This is a genomic window from Kitasatospora cystarginea, from assembly GCF_039533515.1.
Lineage (GTDB): Bacteria > Actinomycetota > Actinomycetes > Streptomycetales > Streptomycetaceae > Kitasatospora > Kitasatospora cystarginea.
The window spans coordinates 73517-94740 of the sequence record NZ_BAAATR010000002.1 but is presented as its reverse complement, the minus strand read 5'-3'; the positions used below and the strand labels follow the sequence as shown (position 1 = coordinate 94740).

The 21224-nt window shown below is 70.4% G+C and carries 16 protein-coding genes; 12 read left to right on the top strand and 4 right to left on the bottom strand.

Annotated elements, in window-relative coordinates; genetic code table 11:
- The first annotated feature begins 7 nt into the window (after positions 1-7).
- Together ABD369_RS02375 and ABD369_RS02370 are read left to right on the top strand one after the other, a co-directional pair.
- The gene (locus ABD369_RS02375) at positions 8-478 is read left to right on the top strand and encodes a MarR family winged helix-turn-helix transcriptional regulator (protein WP_344634487.1); all 471 of its coding nucleotides are present in this window, start codon (positions 8-10) and stop codon (positions 476-478) included.
- 321 nt (positions 479-799) lie between these two features.
- Entirely contained in the window at positions 800-1492 is a 693-nt protein-coding gene (locus tag ABD369_RS02370; RefSeq protein ID WP_344634486.1) for a hypothetical protein, read from the top strand.
- Positions 1493-1651: 159 nt separating this feature from the next.
- Here the strand turns inward: ABD369_RS02370 and ABD369_RS02365 are convergent, their stop codons facing one another.
- Positions 1652-2248, bottom strand: a complete 597-nt coding sequence (locus ABD369_RS02365) for a TetR/AcrR family transcriptional regulator (RefSeq protein ID WP_344634485.1) — start codon at positions 2246-2248, stop codon at positions 1652-1654.
- A 275-nt stretch (positions 2249-2523) separates the two neighbouring features.
- Here ABD369_RS02365 and ABD369_RS02360 point away from each other — a divergent pair, with 275 nt between their 5' ends.
- Both ABD369_RS02360 and ABD369_RS02355 read left to right on the top strand, forming a co-directional pair.
- Positions 2524-3468 (top strand): alpha/beta hydrolase family protein, encoded by a 945-nt coding sequence (locus tag ABD369_RS02360; protein WP_344634484.1) that lies wholly within the window; start codon positions 2524-2526, stop codon positions 3466-3468.
- Between the two features lie 51 nt (positions 3469-3519).
- Positions 3520-4464, top strand: coding sequence for an NAD-dependent epimerase/dehydratase family protein (locus tag ABD369_RS02355; RefSeq protein WP_344634483.1), 945 nt, complete (start codon positions 3520-3522; stop codon positions 4462-4464).
- On the opposite strand, the gene ABD369_RS02350 is transcribed toward ABD369_RS02355, so the two are convergent.
- Complete coding sequence (locus tag ABD369_RS02350; RefSeq protein WP_344634482.1) at positions 4428-4661, bottom strand: hypothetical protein; 234 nt, start codon at positions 4659-4661, stop codon at positions 4428-4430. The genes ABD369_RS02355 and ABD369_RS02350 overlap by 37 nt on opposite strands.
- Positions 4662-5395: 734 nt before the next feature.
- Here ABD369_RS02350 and ABD369_RS02345 point away from each other — a divergent pair.
- Positions 5396-6304: an FHA domain-containing protein gene (locus ABD369_RS02345; protein WP_344634481.1), complete on the top strand. Its 909-nt coding sequence runs from the start codon at positions 5396-5398 to the stop codon at positions 6302-6304.
- A gap of 43 nt (positions 6305-6347) precedes the next feature.
- Here ABD369_RS02345 and ABD369_RS02340 read toward each other — a convergent pair whose 3' ends face one another.
- Complete coding sequence (locus ABD369_RS02340; RefSeq protein WP_344634480.1) at positions 6348-8711, bottom strand: protein kinase domain-containing protein; 2364 nt, start codon at positions 8709-8711, stop codon at positions 6348-6350.
- A complete protein-coding gene (locus ABD369_RS02335) occupies positions 8708-11002 on the bottom strand; it encodes a protein kinase domain-containing protein (RefSeq protein ID WP_344634479.1) in 2295 nt (764 codons plus the stop codon). Before ABD369_RS02335 ends, ABD369_RS02340 begins: the two co-directional genes overlap by 4 nt.
- Before the next feature lie 536 nt (positions 11003-11538).
- On the opposite strand from ABD369_RS02335, the gene ABD369_RS02330 reads away from it, so the two are divergent.
- From ABD369_RS02330 to ABD369_RS02300, 7 genes are all read left to right on the top strand, one after another.
- The gene (locus ABD369_RS02330; protein ID WP_344634478.1) at positions 11539-12486 is read left to right on the top strand and encodes an ABC transporter ATP-binding protein; all 948 of its coding nucleotides are present in this window, start codon (positions 11539-11541) and stop codon (positions 12484-12486) included.
- The gene (locus tag ABD369_RS02325; protein WP_425557517.1) at positions 12483-13904 is read left to right on the top strand and encodes an ABC transporter permease; all 1422 of its coding nucleotides are present in this window, start codon (positions 12483-12485) and stop codon (positions 13902-13904) included. The genes ABD369_RS02330 and ABD369_RS02325 overlap by 4 nt, the downstream gene beginning before the upstream one ends.
- Before the next feature lie 4 nt (positions 13905-13908).
- Positions 13909-16659, top strand: coding sequence for a bifunctional YncE family protein/alkaline phosphatase family protein (locus ABD369_RS02320; RefSeq protein WP_344634477.1), 2751 nt, complete (start codon positions 13909-13911; stop codon positions 16657-16659).
- Positions 16660-17498: 839 nt separating this feature from the next.
- The gene (locus ABD369_RS02315; protein ID WP_344634476.1) at positions 17499-18482 is read left to right on the top strand and encodes an ABC transporter ATP-binding protein; all 984 of its coding nucleotides are present in this window, start codon (positions 17499-17501) and stop codon (positions 18480-18482) included.
- Positions 18483-18553: 71 nt separating this feature from the next.
- Complete coding sequence (locus ABD369_RS02310) at positions 18554-19276, top strand: ABC-2 family transporter protein (RefSeq protein ID WP_344634475.1); 723 nt, start codon at positions 18554-18556, stop codon at positions 19274-19276.
- The gene (locus ABD369_RS02305; RefSeq protein ID WP_344634474.1) at positions 19273-20055 is read left to right on the top strand and encodes an ABC transporter permease; all 783 of its coding nucleotides are present in this window, start codon (positions 19273-19275) and stop codon (positions 20053-20055) included. The genes ABD369_RS02310 and ABD369_RS02305 overlap by 4 nt, the downstream gene beginning before the upstream one ends.
- A gap of 56 nt (positions 20056-20111) precedes the next feature.
- On the top strand, positions 20112-21221 hold the full coding sequence (locus tag ABD369_RS02300; RefSeq protein WP_344634473.1) for an SDR family NAD(P)-dependent oxidoreductase: 1110 nt from the start codon (positions 20112-20114) through the stop codon (positions 21219-21221).
- The last annotated feature ends 3 nt before the right edge of the window (positions 21222-21224 follow it).

Genomic DNA, 21224 nt, shown 5'->3' with positions numbered 1-21224 from the left:
ATATGCCGTGGCATCTAAATCTCGCGACGTCGACCTCCAAGCCTTCTTCTCCGACCTCGTGCGGTGCGAGACGCGGCTGTACAACGCCCTCAACGACCGTCTTCGCACCCGGCACGGGATCGCCACCTCACAGTTCGAGTTCCTGCGCTACCTCCGTGACCACCCCGCTGCCCGAGTGGCGGACCTGGCCGCCGAGTTCGCCATCGGCATCGGGGCGACCAGCAAGGGAGTCGACCGCCTGGAGAAGCAGGGATGGGTCGTCCGGCAACCGAACCCGTCGGACCGCCGGTCGTCACTGCTGGCCCTGACCGACGCCGGCCGGCAACTGGCGGACGAGGCTGAAGACACCGTCACCGAACGACTGACCGAGCTGATCACGGACCAGCTCACGCCAGCCCTCATCTCCGCCGCCGGCCAGGTCCTCGCAGAACTGCGCTCGGTCCTCGAACGCGACCAGATCGGCATGCCCACAGGTTGAGGGGTGATCTCAACCCGAACTCAGCCAGCGAATCCCGGCGTGGCTGCGGCGCCGAGGAACACTTTTACGCCGACCAGAGTATGAGGACGGGGGTCACGAGGTCGTCGCGAACGCGTTCACTACCGCAGGTCACATGCCCGCCCGCTCCTCCGCACCCCGCAGCCGCCGCGAACGCCCCGCGAAGCCGGCCCTCGGCTACTCCGGGCTCGGCGGCGGTGGTGGTGGCCGAAGGGGGTGACGGAACCCGTGGGGCGGGGAGGCCTCGCAGGGTGGCACCGCTGCGCCGGCTGGCTGTCGGCGGCCGATGCCAGACTCCTGGCCATGGCACCCGATCTCGAAGGACCCGTTCCCGTGCTGACGCGGCTGTGGCGCTGCACGCCCGGGCTCCAGTTCCCCGACGGTGTGGTGGTCTACGGCCCGCAGGACCTTCCCGAACGCAACGAGACCTACGAGGTGGGCGAGTACCAGCCGGACTGGGTGCTCATAGGCGACGACAGCGGTGGGCGCGGCCTGTTCATGCGGCGGGCCGGCGGGGATCGTCCGTCCGTGTACAGCCTCGGCCTCGGCGACGGCGACCGCGACATCGACCGTCCTGGCGTCGGCGAGTGGGTGACCGACGACCTGCTGGGGTGGCTGACCGAGCGGCTGGTCCGCCAGCGGTACGTCACCGTGTCAGCCGCGGACCAGGAGCTGACCGTGGGCTTCGACGGTGCCGACCTGCAGGCCGTCGCCGAACTGCTGCCGCGTGCCCGCGAAGTGCTGGCGGACTTCGCCGCCCTCCGCCAGGCCGGCGCCGAGTTCCTCTGGGGCTGGGGGGCGGAGGGCGGTGAGCCCGAGGAGGAGAAGACCCACTTCCTGGAGGCGGTGACAGCCACCGCTCTGGTGGCCGAGCGGGCAGGGGGGTTCACGGTGAACTTCGAGGACAGCAGTGGCACGTACTGCCAGGAGGGCTACTGGTACGCCGTCCGGTTCCGCGGCGATCGGACACCTTTCGCCGTCACTCGGGAGGCGTGACCGCATTCGCCGTGCAGGGGGCGCCCGTTGAGAGTGGCGGCCGGCCGGGAGCCGAGAACAAGTCCTGCGAACCGATCCCAGGTCCGAGGACCTTCCCGGCCGCCGAGTGATCTCGCTCGGACGGAGGACCGTTGTGCGAGGCTCCGTCATTTGCGGGCGTCAGGTTCGGTGCGGCCGGCGCAGTCCCGTGAGGAGGAGTGCGATCAGTCGGCGTGCGTCGTAGCGGGGGTCGCTGTCGGTGCCGATGCAGAGGTTTCCGATGCCGCGCATGAGGTGGTAGGCGTCGAGGCCGGGGCGGATCTCGCCGGCGGCGGCTGCGGCGTCGAGGAGCTGGGTGCACACCGGCACGAGGCGGTCGAGGAAGTAGGCGTGCAGCGCCTCGAAGCCGGTGCTGTCCGCCTGCATCGCGGCGGCCAGGCCGTGTTTGGTGACGAGGAAGTCGACGAAGAGGTCGATCCAGCGTTCGAGGGCGGCGAAGGGTGTCGGGCCGGCCGTCAGCAGGGCCGGGCACGCTTCGGCGCAGGTGTCGACCTGGTGGCGGTAGACGGCGATGACGAGGTCGGCCCGCGTGGGGAAGTGGCGGTAGAACGTGCCCAGCCCGACGCCGGCCTTGGCGGCGATCTCGCGTACCGGGGCGTCCACGCCCGAGGTGACGAAGACTGCGGCGGCGGCGTCCAGCAAGGTCTGCTGATTGCGGCGGGCGTCCTTGCGCTTGGAGGCGGCCGAACTGCCCTGGCGCGGACTGCTCTCGTTCACCGGGGCACTCCTTCGACGACTGGTCTTGTAAAGCGGAACAGTGTTCCGTATCGTATGTGGAACAAGGTTCCGTTTCATTCATGATGCCAGACCCGGGGGACCGGCCGCCAGGCCGTCGCCTCCACGCCCCGCCGGAGAGCTGGAAGAACACCCGGGCATGGATGCCGCGCGTGACAAGCACGCTGCCCGCTCCCCTCCCGGCCGGCCCCGCGGCACCGCCAACCGCAGAACCCCACCAGCCGAAGCATCGAAGACACCGATCGGAAGGCCCTCTCATGTCTGACTCCAGCACCGTGAACGCGCAGAATCCCGCGGGCGGCCCCACCTCGGTGGTGTCAGTGAAGCCGGTCGTCCTGCCCGCTTCGGGTGGCCGCGGCGAGGACCTCCAGGTCCGCGTGTCCGCCCCCGCGACCGGCCGCGATCTGCCCGTCGTCGTCTTCTCGCACGGCTTCGGCTGGTCGATGAACGGCTACGCCCCGCTGGCCGACCACTGGGCCGCCCACGGCTTCGTGGTCGTCCAGCCGACCCACCTGGACTCCCGGACGCTCGCCATCCCCGCCGAGGACCCCCGCACCCCGCGGATCTGGCGCTACCGCATCGAGGACATCACGCGCGTACTGGACGAACTCCACGTCCTGGAGGCGGCCGTCCCCGGCCTCGCCGGCCGCATCGACCCGAGCCGCATCGCGGTGGCCGGCCACTCCTGGGGAGCCCAGAGCGTGAGCGCCCTGCTGGGCGCACGCGTCCTCGACGCCGACGGCGCACCCGGCGAGGACATGTCCGACCCTCGCGTCAAAGCAGGGGTGCTACTGGCGCTGACCGGCCTGGGCGATGACCTGACCCCGTTCGCCGCCGAGCACTTCCCCTTCATGAAGCCCTCGTTCGACACCATGACCACCCCGGCCCTCATCGTCGCCGGCGACAACGACCAGTCCCACCTGTCCACCCGCGGACCGGACTGGTTCACCGACCCCTACACCTACAGCCCCGGCTGCAAGAGCCTGCTCACGCTGTTCGGGGCCGAGCACTCGCTCGGCGGCATCCCCGGCCACGAGGTCGCCGAGACCACCGACGAGAACCCGGCGCGCGTGGCCCTGATCCAGCAGCTCACCACGGCCTTCCTGCGCAGCGCCCTCCAGGGCGACGACGCCGGCTGGAAGGCGGCGGCCGCCTCGCTGGCGCAGGACCTCGAGCCGCTCGGGACCCTGCGGAGCAAGTGAAGAACCGCCCCCACCGCCAACGACCGATACGGACATGCGTAAGGACTCGAGATGATCCTCGTCACCGGAGGCTGCGGCTTCATCGGATCCCACACCGTGCGCGCCCTGCTCAACCTGGGTGAAGACTGCGTCGTGGTCCAGCGCCGCGCCAGTGAACTCCCGCCCGTACTCGACGGAACACGGGTGATGGTCGAGCAGGCGGACACCACCGACCGCGACGCCCTCCTCGCCGTCGGCCGCCGCCACGACATCACCGGCATCGTCCACCTGGCCGGCTCCTACCCCTGGCCGCCCGTCCCCGACGCGCCCGTCGAGGCGACCCGGCAGGCGCTCGGCGGGCTGCTGAACGTCGCGGAGGCGGCACAGGAGTGGGGCGTACGGCGCCTCGGCATCGCCAGCACGATCGGCGTCTACCTCGGCGCCGCCGGCGACGGACCGCTGCGCGAGGACGCCCCGCTGTCGATGACCGCACCCGGCTCCATCCCCACCTTCAAGAAGGTCGGCGAAATGCTGAGCGGGTTCCTCGCCGACACCACGGGCCTCGACATCGTCAACTACCGCATCTCCGGCACCTGGGGGCCGCTCGGCCACCCCGACCCGTTCTTCGCCGCGCCCGCCCTCATCCACTCCGCCGCGCGCGGCGCCGCCCCGGACCTGTCCCACCTCGTCCACCCGGCGTTCGCCGAGGACGGGCTCGACCTGACCTACGTGAAGGACACCGGGCGGGCGATCGCCCTCCTCCAACTCGCGGACAAGCTGAACTACCGCACCTACAACGTCGGTTCCGGCCGGGCCACCACCAACGCCCAGATCAGCCAAGCGATCAAGAATTCGGTCCCCGACGCCCAGGTCGACCTCCCCACCGGAGGCGCCACGCCGCACCTCGTCCTCGACATCAGCCGCCTGAAGGAAGACACCGGCTACCACCCCGAGTACGACACCGAACGAGCCGCCGCCGACTACATCACCTGGCTGCGCGCCGGCAACGACAACTGAAGTGTCGCCAGCCGGAGCACTTCGGCCGCGTCGACGTCCTGGTCGACCATGCCGGCCAGGGGCTGCACGTGCCCTTGGAGCAGGTGGACCCAGACGGCTCGCGGCGGGCGGCCGGTGAGTCGCCGGACGGCGGCGGTGTCGGCCAGGGCGGCGCCGGCGTGCTCGTGCCAGTTCCGGCCGCCGACCTGCTCACCCACGCGAGCGCCACCCTGGCCCAACTGACCCCCGCCGACCTGCTCGCCCTCGCCCGCACCGCGATTCTCCGGGCAGGGTGGGTTGCGTCCGCCGGACCACCGCGGCAGGCTGGCGCAGCCGCGCGGAGCAGTGGTTCGTGGTGGCGGCCGTGCCGCGTGGAGGGGGCTACCTGTGGCCAGCATGAGGACTTCGGTGCCGGTTCGGGCGGCGGTGGGTCCGCGGCCGTCGGACACGCATGGGGATGGGGGGAAGGTGTCGCATCCGGTAGTGCAGCCCGATGGCCGTGTGCGGAAAGTCTTCACGTGACCAGAGCTCGACCCGCTACGATCCCACTCGATGCGTGGAGCCGTGCGCTATAAGGGAGTTGGGGGTAGGCCATGGCGGAGAAGCGAACGTCCGGCGGCATGGAGCTCCGTGCGGGTGAGGCCCGTGGCCTACGGCCTTCGGCGAGGAAGGGCGGCGGCCAGTGACTCCGGGCACGGGATCGCCTGGCGCCGTCGTTGACGTCTCCAATGTGTGCTGGTCCGAGCACCTGCCCCCGCTCGGACGCCACTTCCCGCTGTTGAGGCGGCTGTTCCTGGTTCTCGACGCATGGCGGGAGCAGTACGGCGCGGGTGCCCCGCTGGGGTTGGTCGCGGACGACTCGTTGCTGAGATCCCTCCTGCCGGAGGACAGTCGCCGGCTTCGGCAGCTGCAGCGGGAGGCCGGGGCAAAAGGTGCGCGTGAGGTGCGGTTCGTGCCCCATGCGGATCCTGAGTTCCTGCGGCTGGCGCGGGAGCGGGGCTGGTACGTGGTCAGTGCGGACCAGTTCGTCGACCTGCGGCGCTCTGAACCATGGATCGAACAGCAGCCGGAGCGCTTCCTCTCCTGGAGCACCGACGTCGGCAGCAAGGCCGGCCACGCCCGGGTGCGGCTGCGCCCGAGTGGTATCCAGGCGGTACCCGCGCACAAGGTGTCCCAGGCGATCGAGTACAAGGAACTCAAGCACGTGCAGCGCCTCGACCCCAAGAACCGCGAGCACGTGCGCATCCTGCGGAGCCACTGGCGGTGCACGGCGCGCGGCTGTGACAAAGCGATGAGGTGGCCGGACAGGCTGCTGGACTGGCCCTCCGTCAGCCGCAGCGGTCGTGCCGTCTGTGACTGCGGCGCGTTGTTGGAGGAGTTGGGGCCCCGCGGCGTCACCCGGATGTTCGTCGTCTCGGACGCGATGGCCGCGGATCTGCCGGGCGGGTTGTCGGCCGGCGAGTTCATGCGCTTCCCGGTCAGTCTGGGCGATGCGGTGCAACTCGGTCGCGGCACGCTGAGCCACGGCATCAACCTGGGGGCGGATGAGTTGCGTCCCCCGCTCGGCGTGAAGCGGGTGAGCCGGACTCATCTGACCGTCTCGTTGGAGGACTCGTCGGGCAATCCGCAGGTTTACGCGGTGGACCTCGGTTCGGGGAACGGCACGGTGCTGCTGCGCGGTGGCTCCACTGTCGAGCGGCGGCTCGAACCGGGCGAGCGGGTGGCGTTCGGTGAGAAGGACCGGCTGGTTCTCGGGGGCACGGTGACGCTGCGCATCTCCGGACAGCGGCACTTCACGGGGGAGCAGGCGTCCCTGCCGGAGCTGGGCGGCAGCGGAGGCGGCAGCACGTTGCTCAGCTGACGCCTCCGAGGTACGGCACTGCTCCGGCGGGCCGGTCCGTGCATCACTGCGGTGCGTAGCCGGACAGGACCGTCCCGTCGGCGAATCCGGCATACAGCAGGCCGTCGGCCAGGACAGCCGAGGGCTGGCCCGCAGAGACGCCCCCGTCGTTGCGCGAGCCGGGCCAACCCTGCGGACCTTCTTCGGGTTTCGGGCTTGCGCTCGTTCCTTGCGAAAGGTCGATGATTCCGGGAGAGGCGACTGTCAGGTCGATGACCTTGCTGCCGGCCAGCAGCAGAGCGGTGTCCTTGCTGGTCTGTTCGGCCGGGAGCTGGTAGCTCCAGACCGTTCGGCCAGTGGCGAGGTCCACGGCTGTGTACGCGCCCGGATTCATCCCGTCGGCGATCAGCAGGCCACTCCTTCCCAGCGCCAGGTACTGTCCGGCACTGTCCAACAGCATCCGTCCGCCGTCCAGGTGCTGGGCGCCGAAGGACTCGACCTTGCCCGCTCCGGTATCGGCGCAGATCACCCACTGCCCGTTGCCGTGGAGCACGGAGCACGCGGCGGGGGCCGAGGCGGTCACCGCGCCGTGTTGTGTCTCCAGCATCACCAGGTGCTGGTCCGACATCGCATACAGCCGGTCGTCGAGCGCGATCGGCGTGGTGCCCGCGGATTTCAGCGGCGTCGTCCACAACTCCTGTCCGCCGTCGGCGGCATTCGCGCGCAGCGCGCTCGTGTTCGTCGTCCCGCTGCCGCCGATCTGAGGGCTGTCGGCGTTGACGAGATAGGTGACGAGGGTCTTGCCGACCGGCAGCACGCTGACGGCGATCTGCCCGCCCTCGGCCTGCTTCTCCCACAGGATCGAGTGGTCGCGTAGCCGGACCGCGCGGGTGTAGGTGCCGTCGGTCGTGTACGCGATGCCGTCGGCCAGGGCCGGGGCACCTACCGCCGCGTCCCCCAGTCGGCCGTTCAACGGAACCCGGGGGTCGAGGCTCCAGCTGGTGACGCCGTTGTCGGCGTCGAGCGCCACCAGCCCGCCGTCGTACCGTGAGCACACGTACAGACCGTCCCCCAGCGCGCAGCCGCCCAGGCGGTAGCCCAGATCCCGGTGCCACGGAGCCCAGTTGGTCCGGAGTGCCGATACGGTGAGCGCCGCGGAGCCGAAGTCGCCGCTGGCTCCGGCGTCCGCCCCTGCCATGGCGGACGGCTGCGCCACTTTGGTGGCGGCCTGACCGGAACTGCCGGCAGTGGGCACAGGCTTGCCGGAGGCGGAGGCGGAGGCGGAGGCGGAGGCGGAGGGGGAGGGGGAGGCGGAGGTGGAGGGGGACGCGGCGTGGTGGCCGGGCATCAACCGCGGGACGAGCAGTGCCCCGAGCACGCCCAGCGCCAGCCCGAACACCGCCAGGCCCGTCATGGTGCCCTTGCTCCGGCCCGACCGCTTGCCGATCGGGGCCCGATCCGGGGGACGGGTACCGGAGAAGTCGCTGAAGGGCGGCAGAGGTAGGGCCGCGAGGCGGGTGGCGTCCTGCTCGTAGCGCTCGCACAGGGCCGCGACAGCCGAAGGCCAGGCATACGGCGCGGAGCCCGGATCGAGCAGCCCGATCAGTTGGGCGAGGTCCGGTCGGTCCTCCGCGCGCAGCCGTAAGCACTCGGCGAGTACGTCGCGCAGACCACCAGGCACCCCGGACAGGTCGGCTTCGGCCCGGCTGATGCGGTAGAGCACCGATTCCGTCTGACCGCCGTCGAAGGGCCCCCGCCCGCACGAGGCGTAGGCGAGCACCGAGGCGAGGCAGAAGACATCCGAAGCGGAGCTCATCTCCGTCCCGGTGTCGAGGTGCTCGGGTGACATGTATCCAGGGGTTCCTATCACCTGACCTGCCGTGGTCAGCTCGATGCCTTCCAGGGCCTTGGCGATACCGAAGTCGATCAGCCGCGGACCGCCGGACGACAGCAGCACGTTGCCGGGCTTGATGTCGCGGTGCAGCAATCGCCGCGCATGGACGGCACGCAGTGCCGTGGCCAGATCGACACCGAGAGCCCGGACCGTCTCCTCGGACAGGGGACCGGCCGCGTCCACCGCCTCGGCGAGCGTCGGGCCGGGTATGAACTCGGTGGCCAGCCAAGGCGGCTCGGCGCCCGCGTCACAGGCCAGCAATGAGGCCAGGAAGGTGCCGGACACCGCGCCCACGGCGGCGATCTCCCGCTGAAATCTGGCTCTGAGCTCAGGTTTCCGTGTCAGGTCCGGGTGCAGTGTCTTCACGGCGACGAGGCTGTTCTGGCCCGCCACCTCGGGACGACGGGCCAGGAAGACCTCTCCCATGCCTCCCGCTCCCAGCCGCGCGAGGGTCATGTACGGTCCGATCCGGCGCCGGTTGTCCGGGGACAGTTCGTCCAGCACAGCGGGCTCCTTCTTGTGACGAGCGGTCATCCCTGGGTGGTGAAGGCGTGGAGTGCTCCATCGCCGCCGACGGCGAGCAGCACCCCGCCCAGGGCGAGCAGCCGCGGGTGCTGGTACTCGACGAAGGACGAGATGGCCGCGTGCGGACCCGGCGATCCGGAGGGCTTCGCCAGGGGGAGCGTGGTGGGCGTCGTGGGCGCTGTTGCGTCGCCCGGGGCCACCGGGACCATCAGCAGTCGGGTGTCGGTCATGGTGACAGCCTTCGCGTCGAGGAGGATGGCCGAGGCTGCGGTCGGATACAGCAGGTTCTGGCCGCCGTGCGGCTGGTCGACGACGATCCGCCAGCGCAGCGTGCCGGTGGCGGCGTCGATGGCCATCATGGAACCGTCGGACGGATTCTGCGCGATGATCACGGTATCGTCGGCGGCGGTGACCCGCGTGTTCCGGTCCTGAAGCCGCGGATTGAGCCCGCCGAGGTCGTTCGGCTTGGCGAGGCTCCTGGCTTCGGCCCGCACCAGACCTCCGTCCGCGACCCGGCACAGCACGGTGGGACCTGGTACGGCCAACGAGTCGCAGTTGTTCGACAGCGCCCCGGTCGGCGCGCCGCTGTCCTCGTCGAAGGAGGAGAGCCCGGAGGTGGTGGGGGCGTAGACGGTGCGGCCGGTCGCAGCCCAGGGGCCGTATACGTTGTGGAGCGTGGCGATACTCGGGCCACTGCTGCCCAGTTGGTGACTCCACGGGGCCTGCTTGCCGTCGAAGCTCGACTCGTTGAGCGTGTAGTCACAGCCGAAGCCGTCGCTGTGCCTGTGGCACAGCGACAGGAAGAGCCGGTTCCCGTCCGCGAGCGGTTCGGCGGCGAGGTGGACGTCCTTGCCGAAGGACGTCGTCGACAGGATCCGCCCGCTGGCGAGGTCCTGGATGCGGAGGGCTCCGGCGTTGTCCTTACTGGCGACGCGGTCGCCGTTGATCGCCGGGTCGTCACCGTCTCCGGGTATGAGCCGCAGACCGTCCGCAGTCGTCGGCTGGTCCAGCAGGCTCGGATCCGCCGGGAGGTCGACGCGCCAGCGTTGCCGGCCGTTGGCGGTATCGATGGCCTGGAGGCTGCCGTCCACCAGGCGGCATATCAGGGTACCCGCGCCGAGGGAGCACCCGGTCGGCTGGTCGGCCAGATAGCCGGACCACGGGTGGAATCCGCTCGGCAGCCCCGTTCTCGACGTGGGGAAAACCCCGTTGTGGCCTGGTCCGCCGGACTCGGTCACCCCGGTGACCGTGGCGGCCGGGGGCGGGCTCGCGGCGGGTCCCGAGGCGGCGGGCCCGGCGCCGCTCCCGAAGTGAATCGCGGCCGCCAGGCCGGCTAAGAGAACGAAGGCGCTGGCGCCCGCGATCGTGATGATCCGCCTGCGCCGCGGCCCTGCGGCCTCGGTGTCCGCCGAGGCGTCCGCCCGTCTGTCGTCGGCCCCGGCCCGCACCGGGGCCAGAGCCGCGGCCTGCGCCGAGGACCGGCTCTCCTCGATGAGCCGGTAGATCTCCGTCGGCCACCCCGCAAAGGATCCGATGCGCTCCAGCGCCACTATCAGTTCGGCCGGTGTGGGCCGGTCGTCGGCCGCCGGGCGCAGGCAGGCCGCCGTGATCTCGTGCAACTCGGGCGGGACCGCGCTCAGATCGGTCCCGGCATTGGCCATCCGGTGCAGCAGCACGTGGGGCGGGGCGTCCCCGTAGGGGCCCGACCCGGTGGCGGCGTACACCAGGACCGCGCCCAGGGAGAACACGTCGGAGGCCGGGACGACCTGCCGGGCGTTCACCACCTGCTCGGGTGCCATGAACCCGAGGGTGCCGAGTACCGTTCCGGTGGCGGTGAGCGCATCCATGTCCATGGCGCGGGCGATGCCGAAGTCGATGAGCTTGGGGCCGGTGGAGGACAACAGAACATTGCTCGGCTTGAGATCACGGTGCAGCAGCCCCCGGGTGTGCACGGTGAGCAGCGCCGACGCCAGATGCACCCCGAGCCCCGCGACGACGGCGACGGGCAGCGGACCGCACACGGCGACCGCGTGGTCGAGCGTCGGACCGGGTACGAACTCGGTTGCCATCCACGGGACTTCGTCCTCTGCCGAGCCGTCGAGCAGCTGAGCGACACAGGGGCTCTCGACGGAGCGGACGGCTTCGATCTCACGCCGGAAACGGTCCCGCACCGCAGGACTGTGCAGCAGGGCCGGCCGGATCGTCTTCACGGCGGCGAGCGTCCCGTCCTCGGCCAGCCCCAGCAGCACCTCACCCATGCCGCCGACTCCCAGCCGCTTCACGATGCGGAACGGCCCCACACTCCGTTCGTGAACATCTCCCACCGCGGCCCCTTCGCGTCCGTTGGCTCCGTCCCACCACGCTGACCATCGAGATGATGATTCCACAGCACGGACGCTGGATCAGCAGGAATCCCAAGGGGATTGAGGCAAGACACCTCCTCGGTGGGGCACCGGCCGGACCGACCCCGGAGAGCGAGATTGCAGGACCGTCCGCGCACCTCCACGCCGGGCCGCACACGGTCCGCGGGAGCGGCCGGGCGTACCCCGTCCGGGCTGCCGCGGGCGCGGTGCAGACCGGTCCCCGCCCTCGGACGGCTCGCCGAGGGGCGCGGACGCACCCCTGAGCAGCGGGTGACAACGCGCCCGGAGCCCAGGTGTTGGTGACCAGGTGAACCGCTTCCACCCGTCCTGCCACTCCCAGAGAAGCAACGGCAGTACCAGCCGCACGTCGCCAAAGACTCGACCGTCTGCTGTTTCATCGGTGTTCAACCGAGCGCTCCTGACGGCGCCCAGTCAACGCCCTACGTTTCCTGAGGGGATTGCGAGAAGGGGCCATGGGCGACACACAACTTGCCGCACGCGTACGTGGATTGACGAAGTGCTTCGGTGACGTCGTGGCGCTCGACGGTGTTGATCTGGACCTGGCGCCCGGGCGGATCCACGGGCTGGCCGGACCGAACGGTGCCGGGAAGACGACGCTGCTCGGGCTGCTGCTCGGGCTGGCCGTCGCCGACGGCGGCGAGTTGGAGGTGTTGGGCAGACCGGTCGGGCGGGCCCTGGCGGCGCCGCACGGAATGGCCGGATTCGTGGACGGGCCCGGGTTGTACCCGTCGCTGACCGCGCGGAAGAACCTGGCCGCGCTGGCGGCGCTGCACGGGAAGGACACGCGGGCGGGGCGGATCGACGAGGCGTTGGCCGAGGTCGGGCTGACCGAGGTCGCCGACGACCGGGTGCGGGGGTTCTCGCTGGGGATGCGGCAGCGGCTCGGGCTGGCCGCGGCGCTGCTCACGGATCCGCGGCTGCTGGTGCTCGACGAGCCTTCCAACGGTCTGGACCCGGCGGGCAAGCAGCATGTGCACCGGGCGTTGCAACGGCTCGCGGCCGACGGGGTGACGGTCGTGCTGTCCAGCCACCGCATGGACGACCTCCAGGCGCTGTGCGACGAGGTCACGATCCTCGCGACCGGGCGCGTCCGGTTCTCCGGCCCGCTGGAGAAACTGGCGGCCGAGAACCGCGAGCTCGAGCACCGCCTGCTCACCTCCGATCCGCGGACCGCGCGGCGGGTGGCCGCCGAAGCTGCGGGGGCGCGGGTCGTGGCGGAAGCCGGGACGCGGCGTGGGAACGAGGCACTGGTCGTGCGCGCCTCGGCACCGGCCGTCGAGGAGTTGGTGGCCGCGCTGGTGCACGCGGGCGTGCGGGTGCGCGAAGTCGCGCCCGTGGTCCCGCCGTTGGAGGCCGCATTCCTCGCCCTGACCGAACAGCAGCAGGAAGGTGAGCGATGAGCACGGCCATGGCCCCGGGCGCGGTGGCCGGTGCCGGCGTCGCACCCGAGGCGCGCCGGGTGCCGGTGAGCCGCGTGTACCGCTTCGAGGTGGTCAAGCTCGTCTCGCAGTGGCGGATCCGGCTGCTGATGCTGGCCTGTTGGACCCTGCCGGGGCTGTTCGTGGCCGCGGTGGCCCAGCAGGGGACGCTGCCGTCCGACACGCTGTTCGGCCGTTGGATGCACGCCACGGGCTGGGCCGGCCCGCTGGTGGTGCTGGGGTTCTCGGGCTCGTGGGCGCTGCCGCTGCTGACCTCCGTGGTCGCGGGCGACGTGTTCGCCGCCGAGGACCGGCTCGGGACCTGGCGGCACCTGCTGGTGATGGTCCGCTCGCCGCGGCGGATCTTCGTGGCGAAGGCACTGGCGAGCGGAACCGTGATCGTGCTGCTGGTGGCCGGGTTGGTGGGCGCGAGCACGGTGGGCGGGCTGGCCGCGGTCGGGAACAGGCCGCTGGTCGGCGTCGACGGGCACCCGCTGTCGCCGTCGGACGCGGCCGGGAGCGTGCTGCCGGCGTGGGGGTGCGCGCTGGCGCCCACGCTGGCGCTCGCGGCGATCGGGCTGCTCGGCTCCGTCATCCTGGGGCGCTCGCCGATGGGGCTGCTCGTCCCCGCGTTGGCGGCGGTCGCGATGCAGCTCGCGCAGACGCTGCCGCTGCCGGTGGCGCTGCGCCTCGCGCTGCCCGGCTACGCCTTCGTCTCCTGGAACGGGCTGTTCGCCAGCCCCGTGCAGCTCGATGAGTTGCTGATTTCCATCGTGGTCAGCCTGGTGTGGGTCGTGGTGGCGACCGCTGCGGCCTACCTGCTCTTCGTGCGGCGGGACTTCACCAATGGCAACGAGGACGGCGTGGGGCGCCGCGCGCTCGTCTTCGGGGTGCTGCCGCCGGCCGGGCTGCTCGCGCTGACCTTCGTGGCGATCGCCGTGGCCACGCCCTCGACGGGCTCGGGGATTTCGCAGGCGAAGGTGCAGCAGTCGGTCGCCACCGTGTTCGCGCACCTGTACCGGCTGCAGACCGAGCAACTGCACCGCCCTGCCGTCACTGAGGCACAGCTGCAGGTCACGGCGGAGTGCGAGCGGGGTGACGGCCAGGTCGACCCGGTGGGGCCGGGCAACGACTGGCGCTGCGTCGTCACCTGGCACCTGCCCGGTACGGCCGCGCCGGGGACGGCGATCTACCAGCTCGACGTCGCCTCGGACGGACGGCTGACGGCCGACGGCGACGGACCGAAGGAAGTGAACGGCTACTTCCTGGTGCACACCCCGACCGGGGACGCGCCGAACCCGCTGTGGCAGTTCGACGGCCAGGTCGAGTTGCTCTCCTCCGCAACGAACTTGGCGAGCCGAGCGAACTACGCGAACTCGACGAATTCAACGAAGGGATGACGCCATGCAGGTAACGCGTCGTCGACGCGTCCAGAAGGAGCACTTCGTCCTTCTCGGTCGGCGTACGGGCCGCCGTGCCACACTCGCCACGGCGTGCATCACGGCGGTGGCCGTGGCCACGGGCACGGCATTCGCGACCACCCATCAGTTCGGTACGGACCAGGTCGGCCAGGTCACCGCCAATGGCCAGGTCATCTCCAGCGACCAGTACATCGCCCCGTACGGCAGTCGGCTCGTCATCAACGACGGCAAGGTCATGGCGTCCACGGCCAGCCCGGACGGCGGTCACCTGGCCGCCTCGGTCGCCGACGGCGACGCGTCGCTGGTCGTGGTGGACCTGAAGACCGGGCGGGTGCAGCAGCGCGTCGGCAAGGCCAAGGTGGACGACCTGCACCTGACCGACGGGTCGGTCGGCCAGGCGGCCCCGGTGTACTCGCCGGACGGCTCGCAGCTGTGGCTGGGCCAGCTCGACGGCTACACCAGGTTCTCCGTGAACGCCGACGGATCCCTGTCCAACCCGGTGAAGGTGTCGATCCCGGCCGACGGGGACAAGCACGCGCTGGCGTCGGGTGCGGTGTTCTCCGCCGACGGCTCGACGGTGTACGCGGCGGTCAACGGGCAGAACCGGGTGGTCGCGATCAACGCGGCGACCGGAGCGATCGGGCAGAGCTGGACGGTCGGCAACGCGCCGCGCGGCATGGTGCAGGTCGGTCACAAGCTGTACGTCAGCAACGAGGGCGGGCGCGCGGCCACGCCCGATGACGACACGCTCAACTCCTACGGCACGCAGGTGCCGGCCGACCCGGCGACCGGTGCCACGACCACGGGCACCGTCAGCGTGATCGACCTCGCGGACCCGGCCGCCACCAGCGGGTCCATCGCCGTCGGCCTGCACCCGACGGCGGTGTACGCGAAGAACGGGGCGCTGTTCGTCACCGACACCGCCACCGACGACGTGTCGGTCATCGACACCAAGCAGGACAAGGTCGTGCAGCGGATCTCCACCAAGCCGTGGCCGGAGGCCTCGGTGGGCTACGAGCCCGACGCGGTGACGCTCACCGACGACGGGCATTTGCTGGTCACCCTCGGCCGCGCCAACGCGGTGGCCGTCTACCGCTACACCAGCCCGCAGGAGCCGGTCAGTTACGTCGGCCTGCTGCCCACGGACTACTTCCCGACGGAGATCACCACCGTCGGCTCGAAGGTGGTCGTCTCCAACACCCGCGGCGTCGACGCGCGGCGGCCCAACTCCACCGGCGCGCACAACACCCACGACACGACCTCCAGCCTGACCCGGTTCACGCTGCCCGGTGACCGGGAGATCCGGTCCCAGACCGCCAAGGTCTTCCGGCAGAACGGCTGGACCAGCGGCTCGGTCCAGACGGCCGGCCGGCACAAGGCGAAGCCGGTGCCGGTGCCGGCGCGGATCGGCGACCCGTCGACGATCAAGCATGTCTTCCTGATCGTCAAGGAGAACCGGACCTACGACCAGCTCTTCGGCGACATGGCGAAGGGCAACGGCGATCCGAAGCTGACCCAGTTCGGCACGAACGTGACGCCGAACCAGCACGCACTGGCCGAGCAGTTCGGGCTCTACGACAACACCTACGACATCGGCACGAACTCCGCCGAGGGCCACAACTGGCTGATGCAGGCCGACAACCCGGAGTACACCGAGTCCTCGGCGGGTGAGTACGAGCGCAGCTACGACACCGAGGACGACGGCCTGGGCCACCAGAGGTCGGGCTTCCTGTGGACGGGCGCGCAGGCGGCGGGCCAGGACGTCCGGGACTACGGGGAGTTCCACCAGTTCCTGACCAAGCCCGACGGCGCGAGCTGGCAGAACCTGTACTGCGACGCGAAGAACATGGACGCGACCGGGCAGGACAGCGCCTACCCCCTCAAGTCGTCGTCGCCGATCCCCTCGCTCAACAGCGTGTCGGTACCCGGCTTCCCCAAGTTCGACCTCGAGGTTCCGGACCAGTACCGGTACCAGATCTGGAAGCGGGACTTCGAGCAGAACGGTCCGGCCAACCTCAACATGCTGTGGCTGTCCAGCGACCACACCGGTGGTCCGGCGAGCCCGGCCGCGCAGGTCGCCGACAACGACCTGGCGGTCGGCAAGATCGTCGACGAGATCTCGCACAGCGAGTACTGGAAGGACTCGGCGATCTTCGTGGTCGAGGACGACTCCCAGGCCGGCCTCGACCACGTGGACGGCCACCGCGCCCCGATCCAGATCATCAGCCCCTGGGCGCAGCACGGGACCGTCGACAGCCGGTACTACTCACAGATCACGATGATCCGCACCATCGAGCAGATCCTCGGGATCCACCCGATGAACCAGAAGGACAGCGCGGCCAGCCCGATGGCCACGGCCTTCACCGACAAGCCGGACTTCACGTCGTTCACGGCGGTGCCCAACCGGACCGCGCTGACCGACGGCCTGTCCACGCCGCCCTCGTGCGGTGTCGACGTGCCCGGGGCTCAGGACGGCCACGCGGCGGCGGCTCCGGCCACGACCGCGCCGCCGGCGGCGGAGCAGGCCGTCGCGGCCCAGTGGGCCGCGTGGAAGGCGAAGCAGCGGCTCACCGGCCCGAACGCGGTGCCGGACTACGCGAACCCGGCGCAGATGAACCACCTGGTCTGGTACGAGACGCACAACTGGACCACCCCATACCCGGGCGAGAGGGAGATCCATGCGCCGGACGACGTGCCCGGCGCGTACCTGCCGTCCGCGGAGAACGACGGCTGATCCTGCTCCGATCCCGCTAGAACCCCGATCGGGCCCCGGGCCGGCGCCACCGCCGGCCCGGGGCCCGCCTGTTCCCACATGCGGATTCGGAGCCGGGATGCTTCAGCGCCCTCGCGCGCTGATCCCGGAGGGTGCGTGGGACCTGCTCGACGACCCCGCAGCGGCCGCGGCCGACCTCGGCACTCACCTCCCAGAGGAGGGCACACCGGTCTTCCCGCCAGGCCAGGCGCCAGGCCAGGAGCGGCATGGCCGGGATCCGCCGGACGACGCCGCGCAGCCTGGCGCCGGCGCCGGCCCGCTCGTGTCGGTCGGACCCGGAGCCGAACGTGAATCCGGCGTCCAACAGCAGCGAATCGCCGGCAGAGCGCTGGGCGTCGGGGCGGCGCGACCGGCGGGGGCAGAACCGTGTCGTGACGGTGGCGACGTCTGGTGGCGGCGATGCCACCCGCCCCCGACGCCGGCCCGCCCCGACTGCGGTGAATGACCTCGAGTGGTACTCGAGCGGGATTTCAACGTACGGGTGGCCCGTTTATGCAACTGCATAAACGGGCCATCCGCAACCTATGGTGATGCCTTCGGCGGGATTCCATACTGAGTGCGAGAGCACGGATGGACCAGCGGAAACCGGGAGAATAAGTCGTGAGCCGTCACAGAGTTGTCAAAGGATTAATTGTCACCGCTCTCGCCGTTGTCGGAGTCCTTGTCTCCGGGCCTGTGCGAGGCGCTGATTCACCGGTGATTACGCGAGCGGTCACGGCGGATTCCGAAGCGGCCTCGACCGTCACGGCCGGCGCGACGGACACGACTCCTGCGCTCGCCCCCGACAACCCGATCTGGCAGTGACGGATATCCGCGAGGCCCGGATCGTGGTCGAGGGGCTCCGGAAGAGTTTCCGGCTGCGCCCGGCCGGTGGGCGGTGGTTTCGGCGGGCAGCCGACCGGACGGCCGGTGAGGTCACCGCGGTCGACGGCATCGGCTTCCACATCGAGCCGGGCGAGGTGGTGGGATTTCTCGGGCCCAACGGGGCAGGCAAGACGACCACGCTCAAGCTGCTCTCCGGCCTGCTGCATCCGACCGCCGGGGAGGTTCGGGTCGGCGGCTACCGGCCCGCCGACCGGGACCGGGATTTCCTGCGTTCGATCGCTTTCGTGATGGGCCAGCGCCAGCAACTGGTGTGGGACATCCCGATCAAGGACTCCCTGGAGCTGAACCGGATCGTCTACCGGGTGCCGGACGGTGAGTTCCGGCGCACCCGGCAGGAACTCGTCGAGATGCTCGAGCTCGGCCCGCTGCTGGGCCGGACCGCCCGGACGCTGTCGCTGGGGCAGCGCATGCGCTGCGAGATCGCGGCGTCGCTGATCCACTGCCCCAGCCTGCTGTTCCTCGACGAGCCGACGCTCGGCCTGGACATCTCGATGCAGCGGCGGATCCGGACCTTCGTCCGGGAGCACAACCGCCGCCGCGGCACCACCGTCCTGCTGACGAGTCACTACATGGGCGACATCGCCGAGTTGTGCGACCGGGCGCTGGTGATCCACGAGGGCGGCCTGGTGTACGACGGCGGGCTGGACGCGCTCAGGGCGCGCATCGCGCCGTTCAAGCGGATCTCCGTGAAACTGCGGGGCGGGGCAGCAGAGCTCGGCAGTCTCGGCACGGTGGTCTCGCAGAGCTCGGAGGAGGCGGAGATCCGGGTCGAGTCCACAGCGGCGCCCGATGCGGTGGCCCGTCTACTGGCCATCGACCAGGTGTACGACTTCCAGGTCATGGACCCCAGCCTGGAGGACGTGATCGGGCAGTTCTTCACGGAAGGCCTGTCCCGATGAGGGCGGCACTGCTCCTGTACCGGGCGTACTGCGCCGGTTCGTGGGGCGTTCAACGGCGGTATCCGGCGGCCATGTGCATATGGGTCCTCGGGGTCGCCCTGGAGCCCGTGCTCTACCTGGCGGTCTGGCACACCGCAGCCGGCGGCGGGCAGCTGGGCGGGTTCTCCGGCGGCGACTTCGCCGCCTACTACCTGCTGGTCATGCTGGTGAACCACGTGAGCTACACCTGGTTCTTCATGGTGATGGACCGCAGGGTCCGCGAGGGTGGCTTCTCCGCCCTGCTGCTCAGACCGGTGCATCCGCTGCACGGGGACATCGCGGAGAACCTCACCTTCAAGGCCATCACCGCGGTGGCGGTGGTGCCGATGGCGGTGCTGCTCTGCCTGACCATGGAGGTCCGGTTCCGGCTCGGGGTGCTCGACCTGACGCTGGCGGCTCCGAGCGTGCTCACCGGCGCGGTGCTGCGGATGTCGCTGGAATGGACGCTCTCGCTGGCAGCCCTGTGGACGACCCGGGTGGAGTCGTTCGGACGGGTCTACGGGTTCGTGTCGCACTTCCTCGGCGGCTTCGCCGCGCCGCTGACGGCCTTGCCGGCCGCCCTTCACGCGACAGCGTCGTGGACGCCGTTCCCGTGGATGGTGGCGTTCCCTGTCGAGCTGGCCATGGGAAGGCACCCGGCAGCGGAGGCGGTCCGGGGGCTGCTCGTCCAGGCCGGCTGGCTGGTGGCGAGTCTGGTTCTGCTGCGTACGGTCTGGCGTCGTGCGCTCCGCCGGCACACGGCGGTGGGCGGATGAACCGGGCGCGACTGCTGACGGTCCATCTCCGTGCGGCCCTGAAGGCGGAGTTGCAGTACCGAGGAAACTTCGCGGCGCAGGCTCTCGACGCCGTCATCGGGCTCGGGGTGGCCCTGGGCGCGATCGAGGTGCTGTTCAGCCGGGTCGACAGTCTGGCCGGTTGGACGGCTCCGCAGTTGGTCCTACTCACGGGCATCTACCTGATCGTCGGCGGGATCGTGAACCTCGTGGTCCATCCGAGCCTGAGCCGGTTCGTCCGCGAGGTGTTGAACGGCACCTTCGATTTCGTCCTGCTCAAGCCCATCGACGCGCAACTGCTGGTCGGACTGCGCGAGGTGCAGGTCTGGAAGGCCGTGGACATCTCGCTCGGCTGCGCCGTGGTGGGCGTCGCCCTCGGCATACAGGGACTCCCCGGTCCGGCGCCGGTCGCCGGTGCGCTGCTCCTGGTCGGCGTCGGGGCGTGCCTGATGTGTGCGGTCTGGTTCATTGCCGCGACATCGGTTTTCTGGCTGATCCGTATTGACAATATTCTGGCGATTCTACAAAGCTGCTTCCAGTCGGCGAAATGGCCCGCCGGTGTTTATCCCCGATGGCTCAGGACGTTCCTCACGGTCGTTCTGCCGATGACAGTTTCGACCGCCGTCCCGGCAGAATTCGCGACCGGGCGGGGAAGCCTCCTCAGGGGAACTTTCGCAGTCCTCGCCTGCGGGGCACTGTGCGTACTTTCCCGATGGCTCTGGAAGCGCGGTCTACGGCGCTATGCGAGCGCCTCCTCCTGACTGCGGTGGAATTTCTGTCGCAGTCAGGAGATCCGACAACGAAAGGGAACATAACCATGTCCATCCGATCCGGTATTCCCACCTCGGCATTCTGGGCCGGTCGACCGGTCGTCGTCACCGGCGGCGCCTCCTTCATCGGCTCCCATCTGGCCGACGCCCTGGTGGCCCTGGGCGCCAGGGTGACCGTGGTGGACAACCTCAGCAGCGGTCTCCTCGAGAACATCGCGGACCAGGTGGCCTCCGGCGCCATCACCTTCCACGAGGCGGACCTGCGGGACGCCGCCGCGACCGAGCGGGTGCTCGCCGGTGCCGACACCGTGTTCCACCTGGCGGCGGCGCACGGCGGCCGGGGCTATGTGGACCTCCACCAGGCGGCGTGCGCGGAGAACCTCTACCTCGACGGCCTGGTCTTCCGCACCGCGCTCAAGTCGGGTGTGCGGAAGGTGGTGTACGCCTCGTCCGGCTGCATCTACCCGCTGCACCTGCAGGGTGACCTCAGCGTCGACCTGCTGCTCACCGAGGATCTGGCCGGCCCGCCGTACGACGCGGACGGCATGTACGGCCACGCCAAGCTGATGGGCGAGCTCACCCTGCGAGCGATGCACCAGGAGTACGGGCTCAAGGCCGCGTCCTGCCGCTACTTCACGGTCTACGGTCCGCGCGGCATCGAGAACCACGCGGTCATCGCGATGATGGCCCGGGCGCTGATCCGTCAGAACCCGTTCGAGATCTGGGGCGACGGCACCCAGGTGCGGAACTGGACCTACGTCGACGACATCGTCTCGGGCACCATTCTGGCCGGCGAGCACATCGACGACGGCAGCGCGGTGAACCTCGGTACCACCGAGCGGATCACTGTTCTCGAGGCGGCTCACATGATCTGCGAAATGGCTGGCTACCAGCCGGAGTTCGCCTTCCGTACCGACATGCCGACCGGCCCGGTCAACCGGATCGCCAGCTTTGAGCGCGCCGCCGATATCCTTGGCTGGCAGCCCGGCACGCTGTTCGCGGAGGGGGTGCGCAAGACCTTCGACTGGTACCTGGCGCACCGGGATCCCGCTCTGCTGGCGCAGAACCTCGACCAGCTGTTGACCGAGCGCGGTGTCACGCCCGGCGGTGCGTCCACCGGCGACATCGCCCCGGACACCGTCCCTGCCGCAGTCTGAGAC